This is a genomic window from Rothia sp. HMSC069C04 (assembly GCF_001812895.1).
Lineage (GTDB): Bacteria > Actinomycetota > Actinomycetes > Actinomycetales > Micrococcaceae > Rothia.
Genome location: NZ_KV810729.1, coordinates 40,323 through 49,063 on the forward strand (window position 1 = coordinate 40,323; position 8,741 = coordinate 49,063).

General features: G+C 60.2%; 8 protein-coding genes. 2 read left to right on the forward strand and 6 right to left on the reverse strand.

Annotation, left to right across the window (positions count from 1 at the left end; translation table 11 throughout):
- Positions 1 to 44 precede the first annotated feature (44 nt).
- From HMPREF2879_RS02125 to HMPREF2879_RS02145, 5 genes are all read right to left on the reverse strand, one after another.
- The gene (locus HMPREF2879_RS02125) at positions 45 to 1,157 is read right to left on the reverse strand and encodes a phosphoglycerol transferase (protein ID WP_049360598.1); all 1,113 of its coding nucleotides are present in this window, start codon (positions 1,155 to 1,157) and stop codon (positions 45 to 47) included.
- 102 nt (positions 1,158 to 1,259) lie between these two features.
- The gene (locus HMPREF2879_RS02130) at positions 1,260 to 1,772 is read right to left on the reverse strand and encodes an acyl-CoA thioesterase (RefSeq protein WP_049350503.1); all 513 of its coding nucleotides are present in this window, start codon (positions 1,770 to 1,772) and stop codon (positions 1,260 to 1,262) included.
- Positions 1,773 to 2,117: 345 nt separating this feature from the next.
- Positions 2,118 to 3,623, reverse strand: coding sequence for an amino acid permease (locus HMPREF2879_RS02135; protein WP_070634715.1), 1,506 nt, complete (start codon positions 3,621 to 3,623; stop codon positions 2,118 to 2,120).
- Positions 3,624 to 3,855: 232 nt separating this feature from the next.
- Positions 3,856 to 5,310, reverse strand: coding sequence for an amino acid permease (locus tag HMPREF2879_RS02140; protein ID WP_049360594.1), 1,455 nt, complete (start codon positions 5,308 to 5,310; stop codon positions 3,856 to 3,858).
- 107 nt (positions 5,311 to 5,417) lie between these two features.
- The gene (locus HMPREF2879_RS02145; RefSeq protein ID WP_049353412.1) at positions 5,418 to 6,146 is read right to left on the reverse strand and encodes a queuosine precursor transporter; all 729 of its coding nucleotides are present in this window, start codon (positions 6,144 to 6,146) and stop codon (positions 5,418 to 5,420) included.
- 291 nt (positions 6,147 to 6,437) lie between these two features.
- Between HMPREF2879_RS02145 and HMPREF2879_RS02150 the strand changes: the two genes are divergently transcribed.
- Positions 6,438 to 7,520 carry a hypothetical protein gene (locus HMPREF2879_RS02150; RefSeq protein WP_049360592.1) on the forward strand — a complete coding sequence of 361 codons (1,083 nt, stop codon included), beginning with the start codon at positions 6,438 to 6,440 and terminating at the stop codon, positions 7,518 to 7,520.
- A 109-nt stretch (positions 7,521 to 7,629) separates the two neighbouring features.
- Positions 7,630 to 8,325, forward strand: a complete 696-nt coding sequence (locus tag HMPREF2879_RS02155) for a TetR/AcrR family transcriptional regulator (protein WP_005509262.1) — start codon at positions 7,630 to 7,632, stop codon at positions 8,323 to 8,325.
- Between the two features lie 143 nt (positions 8,326 to 8,468).
- Here HMPREF2879_RS02155 and HMPREF2879_RS02160 read toward each other — a convergent pair.
- A partial coding sequence (locus HMPREF2879_RS02160; protein ID WP_070634716.1) for a type II toxin-antitoxin system VapB family antitoxin occupies positions 8,469 to 8,741 on the reverse strand: 273 nt, incomplete at its 5' end.

The following is an 8,741-nucleotide window of genomic DNA, read 5'->3' on the forward strand; positions in this document are numbered from 1 at the left end:
TCATTGATAGCTCGTTAGCAACTCAATAATTCTGACGCGGGCGCTTAGCCTTCGTGCCTGCCACGCACCAGAATAGTGTGGCCGTTTCCGTCATGGCAGCTAATCGAGCCAGTCTCAATCTCGCCCAAGCAGGTCAGCTGCTTGCCCTCAGCAACGGGCAAGATCACCACATCCAAGGCGTGCATTATCTTCGTGTTTGCGGTGGTGGTCTCCCCGTGCAGAGCCGAGGACTCATTCACGGTATTCACCTCGCTGGCGCCGGTCAGGAAGTTCATGCGAGTCACCTCCACCGGACCGGCAAAAGTGCGGCCGACAGCACCGTTACCGTTGCCGGTCTGCTCGCCGGTGCGGCGCTCGCACACCAGGGTTCCGTCCGCGGGGTTCAGCTCGCAGAGGGTGCGCTCGTCATCGCTCTTGAAACGGTAGTAGCCGGCACCGGAATCGTAGTAGGAGGGCTCCATGAGGAAGGGAATCTGGGGAGCATCCGGATTGTCCAGGCGAGCCACAAAGGCGACATCCTCACCGATGGTGCACTCGGGGGCGCCGCGATCCTCGCGACGGTTCTTAACCATCTCGTACTGCGGGTTCCAGTAGCAGGTGGCGTCCTGAACCTTCGCAACCTGGTGCTGGGTCGTGTTGTCGTCGGCACGCGGGGTGGTGACGTACTCGGTCAGCACGTCCAGGGCGTGGGCGCAGTCCACGGTACCGCGCAGCACCATGATTTCCGCGCCGGTCTTCAGGTAGCCTTTGCGCCCAATATGCCCGCAGCGCTCGCCGGCGGAGGCGCGCTCAGCCTCCACCTTTTCGGGCGCGCGGGGAGTCTCAGCGGCGGTAGGGTTCGCGGCAGAGGTTGCCTTCGCCTCAGCGGGTGCGGAGGATTCAGACGCCTTCGCCTCGGCACTCTCTGCGGGGGCGGACACCCGAGTCTCGGTGACGGTCGGCTCGGTCTTCTTCGTCGGCGACGCGGTGGAGGAAGGGAGCGGGTACTGCGAGTGGTTAGCCGTGTTGGAGGGGCTGGGGCTCGACGAAGAGTTTTCGCTCTGAGAACCGCCAAAGCAGCCGGTCAGGGCGAGGAGCAGGGCGGCGGCGCATCCGGTGGCGCGCATCGTGCGGCGACCCCGGCTGGCGGAGTCTGCCTGAGTGTGGTGGAACGACATTGTTATCTCTCCCGGGAATGAACCTTTTGCACCCTTTGCAGAAGGTATTTAAAGCATACGCTTGACCCCGTTCAAGACCGGTTTATTACAGCGGAGCGCCCTCTACTTCTGCGGCAAGTAGGAGCTCAGCAGTTCACGCTGCTCGGGGCTGAGTCGAGTCAGTCGCCCCGCCACGGAATCCCAGAACGCCAGCACGGTAAAGGCACGCACGCATTCGCGGCCGTCCACCGGGGAGAGAATCGAGTAGCCAATCCGCACGGATGCGGCGCTGACCTTCTCCACGCTCAGGCGCACCGGCACGGGCTCACCGGTGTAGGGTAGCTGAGCCAGGTAGCGGATGCCGTGCTCGGCAATAAGCGCCTGCACGCCCTCGGCAACCAGGTCGAAAAGCGGAATCGGAGGCTGCGGTGCCACGGTGGGCTTCTGCCCAGAGGAGGGCGGCGGGCCGAAGAGCGCCACGCGGGCTTCTTCCATGACCGAGAAGATGGCAACGTTGTTGACGTGACCGTAGGCGTCCATATCGCCCCAGCGTGCGGGTACGTGCACCAGCAGTTCGTCGGTGGTACCGACCTCAGAGGCGGGGGTGTTTTCGCGGTTCTTTTCGTGGCTTTGCATGGTTTTAACTCTACTCCCCCACCGCTGTGGGGCGGCTATTCGTACGAATCCGCAAGGTACAGCAAATGAATCAGCTGATAATGATTCGGGGGCTAGAAATATATTTGATAGTTAAAGCGATGAGGCTCGAAAGCTACGATGCTTTCGAGCCTCATCCAACACACAGACATTTGAACGCATACAAGATCATACGGTTCACTGTCTATGATAGACCCCACTCTGAGGGCCAACTGCATTTTTACGGTTTTATTACGAGGAATTCCAGAAATTTTCCGTATTTTTCGTTTATTACTGTGTTGGAGTCTCTGCAGGCCCCAACACCGGCCCTCCCGGCAGCTGCAGAACCTAACGGCCCAGCTTCGCCGCAGTCTCCAGGGCATGATCAGCGTCGTACTTCATGGCATCGTACTCGGCAGTTGCCTGCTGAGCCTCCACGAAGGTCTGCTCATCAATCACGTGAGTGTGGCGGATACGAGCAAAGTACAGCAGGCTCAGCACCACAAAGTAGCCCACGCCCACAATTGCCGGAACCATAGAACCGCGCACCATGAAGAGCGCAACCCACACCGCGAAGAGCAGCAGAACGCCCACCGCTGCGGTGAACTGGCCACCCCACAGGCGGAAACCATCGGTCGCCGGCTCAACACGCTTGTACACGATGTACGCGAAAAGAATCAGAACCCACACGGTCAGCGCGCACACCATGATCACAAAAATCATGGAGAGGAACGCTTCCTTCGGGCTGTACAGCGCCAGCAGAATAGCAATAACCATGCCGCTGGTCGACGCCCACACGGCGCGAGCCGGAACGCCAGCACGGTTCACCTGAGCCAGCTGGCGAGGCGCCATGCCGTCAGCCGCCAGGGAGTGTAGCAGACGCGCACCCGCGTACAGGTTTGCGTTCGCGCTCGACAGTGCCGCAATCAGCACCACAAAGTTCACGAAGTGCGCCACGCCCTGAATGCCGAGCTGTTCAAAGACCAGAACGAACGGGGAAGCATCCACCGCATCGCCTATGCCCGAGGCCGAACGCCACGGAATAATAGCCACAACAATCAGAACTGCCAGCACGTAGAAGGTCGCCAGGCGAATCATCATCGCCTTCGCCGAGGAACGCACCGAACGGGAGGGGTCCTTCGCCTCCGCAGCAGAGATCGAGATCATCTCAATACCACCGAAGGAGAACATCACAACAGCCAGCGACAGCCACACCGACTGGAGGCCGTTCGGCATGAAACCGCCGTCGTTGAAGAGGTTCGCGGTACCCACCGCGGCGTGACCGGGCAGACCGAAGAAAACCAGGCACAGGCCCACCAGCAGGAAGGCAACAATCGAAATGACCTTAATGGACGAGAGGAAAAACTCCAGCATGCCGAAAGACTTCACGCTCGTCAGGTTCAGCACAATCAGCGCCACACCAAACACAGCAATACCAACCCACAGAGGCAACTGCGGCCACCAATAATTCAGGTAAGTCGCCACCGACACCAGCTCAACGCCGGCAATCAGAACAGTCGCCGTCCAGTAGGCGATGCGAGTCAAAAAGCCCGCGAAAGGGCCCAGGTAGCGGGTAGCGATAGTGCCGAAACCGCCGCGGACAGGGTAGCGAACCGCCATTTCACCGGTTGCCGCGCCAATCACCGAAGCGAGCGCAGAACCAATAGCGTAGGTGAGAATGACCGCAGGACCAGCCATCGCAATGGCGGTGCCCGAACCCAAGAAGAGGCCCGTACCGAGCGCAGAACCCATCACAATCATGGTCATCTGTCCGTGGGACAGCGAACGCTTCAGGGTGCGCGATCCGGCGGTCCCCGCTGCAGCGTGGCTGCGGGTATCGTCGTTGTGGGACACGAAGGTGCCTTCCGTCAGTACGCCTTAGGGGCGTGATGTGCAATGTGTGCTCGCACCCGGCTTCTGCGGCTTCTAACCTCGTTGACGGGTACGAATAGTTAACTATTCTACGGGCACACTCACATCGCTCAGAACGGCGCCGTCTAGAGCACAGAAGCGAAAAGGCACCGAACGGGGGTACTCCCCCATCCGGTGCCTTCTATGTTTTAGTCTCGCGAGGCTTTCACGCTATTTAGCGCTGTGCCGCGCTGGTGTTCTCGTCGGCGTGCATAGCGTCCAGGTCGGGGCGCTCATAACCGCCCTGAACCTTCGACGAGATGGCGTAGCCAATAGAAATCAGCACGAAGAAGACGATACCGACCATGATGGATTCCTGGACACCCGAGCCGGGCAGCATGAACATTGCCGCCAGGGTCGCCAGGACACCCGCCAGAGCCAGACCTGCGGTGACGCGGCCACCCAGCACGGTGAAGGAGGAGGCATCCTTCTGGTCCTTCTTGTACGCCTGGTAGGTCAGCAGAATCATGATCCACACAATCAGGATGCACAGGGTCACCAGCGCCATGAGCAGGGCAAAGATGTCACCAATCTTGGCAACAGCCATCACGGTTGCCACGACAACGCCGGTGAAGGAGATGAGCAGAGCCACGACCGGTACGCCGCGCGAGGAGGTGCGGGCAGCCACTGCGGGAGCCATGCGGTCAGAGCCCAGGGCGTGCAGCAGGCGGGTTGCCGCGTACAGGGAGGCGTTAGCGCCAGAGAGCGCAGCAACGAGCACCACGAAGTTCATGATGTCCGCCGCGAAGGGGATACCCAGTTCAGAGAAGACGAGCACGAACGGCGACTCGGTCAGCTCCGAGTTCTGTGCGGCGGTCTGCCAGGGCACCAGGCACAGAATAATTGCCATGGACACCACGTAGAAGGTGGACAGGCGCCAAATCATTGCCTTCACGCTGGTTGCCACCGAGCGTGCCGGGTCCTTCGCCTCCGCTGCGGAGAGAGAAATCATTTCCACACCGCCGAAGGAGAACATGACAACAGCCATCGAAATCCAGATGGATGCCGGGCCGTTGGGCAGGAAGCCGCCGTCGTTCACGAGGTTTGCGGTACCCGCCGCAGCGTGACCGGGCAGACCCACGAACACCAGCAGCACACCAATCACCATGAACACGATGACGGCAGAAACCTTAATCGAAGACAGCAGGAACTCCAGGGCGCCGAAGGACTTCACGCTCACCAGGTTCAGCACCAGAATAATCGCGCCGAAGAGAGCGACGAACACAGCCAGGGGAACATCCGGGAACCAGTACGCCATGTAGTGGCCAACCGCCACCAGCTCAGCACCAGCCAGCGGCACGGTGCATGCCCAATACGCCCAGCGAGTCAGGTAGCCGCTAAAGGGGTTCAGGTATCGGCTCGCGATGGTGCCGAAACCGCCCTGGACGGGGTGACGCACGGACATTTCGCCCGCGCACGCAGCAATGGTTGCCGCAATCATCGCACCAATAGCGTAAGAGATGATTGCGCCGGGGCCCGCAATTTTAATGGCGGAGGAGGAACCCAGGAACAGGCCCGTACCCAGCGCCAAGCCCATCGCAATCATGGTCAACTGGCCGTGGGAGAGGGAACGATTCAACGAGTCGTTCTTCTCCGACTGCTCGGGGATATTCCCCTGCAGTTTAGACATAACGTATCTCTTTCTTAGACATGCTGTGTATTGAATAAAGCTGAAATGGCAATGCCGCCCAGGCGTTAGGCCGGGCGGCTGCGCACATCAGCTGTAAGGAGGTTAGTTTACGCCACGTACTCGAGTTCGTGACGCTTGAACCAACCAATAATCGGGTAGCTAATCGGCATGAGGAGCACCTCGACCAGGCACTTGTAGATATAGCCGATCAGTACGTAGTTAATGAATGCCTCCACGGTGTCGATGCCGAGCACCGGTGCCGCGATGGAGCAGAAGATGAGGGTGTCGAGCAGCTCACCAACCAGGGTGGAGACAATCATGCGCAGCCACAGGAAACGGCCCTTGCTTGCCTTCTTCATTGCCACCATGACCCAGGCATTCAGGGTCTGGCCGAAGAGGTAACCGAGCAGGGAGCCCGCAAAAATCTGCCAGACCGGGCCCAGTACGCTAGCGAATGCCTCCTGGCCGGTGTAGAAGCTCGCAGCGGGCAGGTGCACGATCAGCAAGAAGCACAGGGCAGCAAAAGCAGCCGAGCCGAAGGAGGCTACAATCGCGCGGCGGGCACGCTTGAAGCCGTACACCTCTGAAAGAAGGTCGCCAATCACGTAGGCGAGCGGGAAAAGGAAGAAACCACCATCGGTGACAATGGTCGAGCCAATCAGGGGCAGTTCGAAGGGCAGCGGACCGAACTCCACACCCTTGGTTGCACCAATATTCGAGATGATTAGGATGACGCAGGATGCGCCCAGCAGCAGATCAAAGTAGCCGCGGCGACCAGCCCAGGGCACCGTAACGGTGCTCGTCTGAGCCTTAGATTCGCTAACGGGTTTAGCCATTACTTTCCCCAAGTCTTTCTTCATGCGATGTGTTTCTTCACGTAAGGTACGAGCCCTCACGCGTGGTGGGTGAGCGCGCTATGCAGGGCGCTACTCACCGGCTCGTCTGCCACCCGAGCCTATCTAATAGTACCTATATGCTGTGCTGGCGGCAGGTTTCTGCGCCTCTTTCAAGAGTGTGGACGCCTTTCAAGAGTGTGGACTCCGCATGCACCCGGTTACCCGGCGTGGGATGCCTGCGGAGCCGCCTTATCCCGGCAGCGGCAGAACCCGCACATTTACAATGGAGATATGAAGAGACTGAGCCGCAGAGTTCACCGCAGCGGGGTTTACCGCAGCGGCGCTCACCGTACCGGGCAGGTGGCGTCCCCGCTGGAGACGGGGCGTGTGCTGCGTGCCTCGGTGCGCCGCTCGATTCGGGGCTCTATACGGCGAGCGCGGAGGCGGCTGCACCGTAACCAGCGGCGGCTGAGCGCGCATATTCCGCGTCTGCATCCGCTTTTTGCCTATGCGGCGCAGGCTGTGCGCACCGGTCTTTCCCTGCTGGAGCCGGTGTTTCTGGCTTCGTCTGAGTTGCTCGGCTACCGGTCGTTTACGCATCGCGGCCGCAATATCTACTATCGGGTCGATAACCTGCACCTTCTGTCCGAGTCTGAGTATGCGCCCGGTGTGCTGTTCTATTTTGATGGCGACCACCTCTCCCGTGTGGGTAGCCGTCTGTTGCGCCGCGACTCCCCGTTGCGTGCCGAGTTGGCGCAGGTGGCGGCTGAGTTCAATATGCTGTCGGTGCCGGTGTTGTCGCCGGGTAGTTTGCGGGATCCGCGCCTGGCCGATGGTGATTCTTATGCGCCTCCGCTGACCTATAACTGGTGGGTTCGTGCCCGCTCGAACGGCAGGATGGTTCGCGCCCTCATTGAGGAGATTGCCCTGGCGTACAAGGTGGATATGAGCCGCGTCTGGCTTGCGGGCTATTCAGGTGGTGCGGAGTTTCTCAGCTACGAGCTGCTGTCGCACGATATTGACTGGATTCGCGGAGGCGGCGCGACTTTCATCGGTGGAGGCGGTGCTGACGGCGTGCCGGCTCGGGTGCGTGAGCGGGCTGCGCTGAATCCTTCTTCGCATGCGCATCTGTTGATGAGCTGGCATGTGGGTGTGTTGGATGGGCGTTCGCCGTCGGGTCGTCGGCGTATGGCGACGAGTTCTGAGGGGAGTTGGTCGGCGCGGATTGCGGTGCAGGAGGGTAGTGCGTTCTACGAGGGTTTGGGTGCGCGGACTTTGTTGCAGGTGACTCCGGGGCGTGGCCATACGGGGTATCCGATTGCGTCGTTGGTGGGTGCTGATTTGGCGGCTGCTACGCGTTTGGGCTTCTTGTAGTGCCGGTCGTTCTGTCATATTTGTGAAAATTCGCATGGATTGGGCAAATTTCTTGGTGACACATTCAATAAATTCGTCATTTGCTGACGATTTGGGGTAGAGTGTCACTATGCCTCGTATTTCTGCAGCAACCAACGCCGCCCAGCGCGAAAACACCAAGCGCGCCATCCTCAACTCCTTCGGCGAGATCCTCTACAACCGCGGCCTCTCCGGCCTGACCATGACCGACGTCGCCAAGAACGCCGGCATCGGCCGCACCGCGGTCTACAACTACTTCGCCGACATGGGCGAACTGCTGGTCGCCTACGCCCTGGACGAGACCGAACGCTTCCTCAACGAGCTGCGCGTCGGCCTGGAGGGCATCGAAAACCCGATTGACCAGCTCGCGGTCTACATTCGCTTGCAAATCAACGACCTGGCGCGCCGCCACCTGCCTCCGGGCCCTGCGATGCGCTCCATGCTCTCCCCCGAGTCCTACGCGAAGCTCGGCAAGCACGTTCACGAGCTGCAGATGGTGCTCGCGCATATTCTTTCTGCCGCCATTGCCGAGAACTACATTCCGAAGAACGACATTCGCGAACTGGCGATGCTCGTGCACGGCTCCCTCTCCTCAAGCGCCGGTCGCGCCGAGGACGCACCGGATGAGGAAACCCGTGAGCGCCAGATTCTGAATACTATCCGTTTTATTCAGATGGGCCTGGGCGCGCGTTTTGACGCCGAGGGCAACCCGGTTCGCCTGGATTCCGAGGAGTCCCTGCCGGAGCAATCCCCGGTGCAGGAGGCGGGCCTGAAGGTTGCGTCCTAAGCGTGGTATCTCTGCGTAGCGGAACGTAGCTCAGTTATACGTCACAAAAATGCCGCGGACCTGATGCTTCTTTGCATCGGTCCGCGGCATTTTCTGTATTCGGGTAGGCGTTTACGCGGTTAGGTTTTTACGCGAGTAGGTTTTTACGCGCCGGGCAGCAGCGCCGGGGAGATTGAGTCCAGGTCCAGTACGCGCGCATACATGACGGCGCGGCGGTGCAGGGCGTTACGCAGTGCGCGGTGCACGCCGTCTTCGAGGTAGAGTTCGCCTCCCCATTTGACGACGTGAGGGAAGAGGTCGCCGTAGAAGGTGGAGTCTTCGGCGAGTAGGGTCTCGAGGTTGAGGGTTTTTTGGGTGGTGATGAGGGTGTCGAGGCGTACCTGCTGCGGCGGGATTCCTCCCCAGTCGGCATGGGT

Bases quoted from the DNA above. Each gene is read 5' to 3' on its own strand.
- HMPREF2879_RS02150 (WP_049360592.1), top strand. From the start codon at position 6,438: ATGAAGAGACTGAGCCGCAGAGTTCACCGCAGCGGGGTTTACCGCAGC.
- HMPREF2879_RS02130 (WP_049350503.1), bottom strand. From the start codon at position 1,772: ATGCAAAGCCACGAAAAGAACCGCGAAAACACCCCCGCCTCTGAGGTC.
- HMPREF2879_RS02155 (WP_005509262.1), top strand. From the start codon at position 7,630: ATGCCTCGTATTTCTGCAGCAACCAACGCCGCCCAGCGCGAAAACACC.
- HMPREF2879_RS02140 (WP_049360594.1), bottom strand. From the start codon at position 5,310: ATGTCTAAACTGCAGGGGAATATCCCCGAGCAGTCGGAGAAGAACGAC.
- HMPREF2879_RS02145 (WP_049353412.1), bottom strand. From the start codon at position 6,146: ATGGCTAAACCCGTTAGCGAATCTAAGGCTCAGACGAGCACCGTTACG.
- HMPREF2879_RS02125 (WP_049360598.1), bottom strand. From the start codon at position 1,157: ATGTCGTTCCACCACACTCAGGCAGACTCCGCCAGCCGGGGTCGCCGC.